Origin of the sequence: Vibrio sp. 10N.222.48.A3 (assembly GCF_041475345.1) — a bacterium.
GTDB lineage: Bacteria > Pseudomonadota > Gammaproteobacteria > Enterobacterales > Vibrionaceae > Vibrio > Vibrio tasmaniensis_A.
This window is the reverse complement of the sequence record NZ_JBFRVX010001011.1, coordinates 1-564: the sequence shown is the minus strand read 5'-3', so window position 1 is coordinate 564 and position 564 is coordinate 1. Positions and strand designations below refer to the sequence as shown.

Genomic DNA, 564 nt, shown 5'->3' with positions numbered 1-564 from the left:
CGAAATCTTCGATGATAATGCCTTCATGGCTACTTTTATTACATACTATGCAATTTTTCTTATACGTGATCGCTCGATTCCTTCGGTTAAAGTAGTAAACATCTTTGTTACAATCTTTGCAGATAAAACCGACAGATCTATCAACCTCTGTTCGTCGCATTTCTGATAAGTGTTCTTTGAATAATCGCATGATTTTGACTTTAAATTGTTATAAATATTTGTTAAATATTAATTTTTTCTTCAATCAAATGCCAATGCTTTATCTTTCCCAAAAAGTAAATCCATCTGGTTCACATCACCTTTGCACAGCTCTGGTTGTAGCTTTGGATCTGGCGGCACTCCAACAGAGTCGATAATCCCCTCTACAGAAGTAAGCGTATGAAAGCGAACACCACAGTTAAAATTGAGGCACTGCCAGTAGGCTTTCCGTGTCTCGTTTGACATTTCTTGTGAAGTAACAATTCGGGTTTTGCATCCGCATGTTGGGCATGGCATTAGCATTGTTGTAATCTCCCTTCTTAATTAATACGTTCAATGCCCACCCCTAAGTGATTGAACGCTATT

Annotated in this window: 1 protein-coding gene; it reads right to left on the bottom strand. The window is 37.8% G+C overall.

Annotated elements, in window-relative coordinates; translation table 11 throughout:
• Positions 1–240: 240 nt before the first annotated feature.
• Positions 241–501: an ogr/Delta-like zinc finger family protein gene (locus tag AB4653_RS23020; protein WP_102258114.1), complete on the bottom strand. Its 261-nt coding sequence runs from the start codon at positions 499–501 to the stop codon at positions 241–243.
• Between the last annotated feature and the right edge of the window lie 63 nt (positions 502–564).

Bases quoted from the DNA above. Each gene is read 5' to 3' on its own strand.
- AB4653_RS23020 (WP_102258114.1), bottom strand. From the start codon at position 501: ATGCTAATGCCATGCCCAACATGCGGATGCAAAACCCGAATTGTTACT.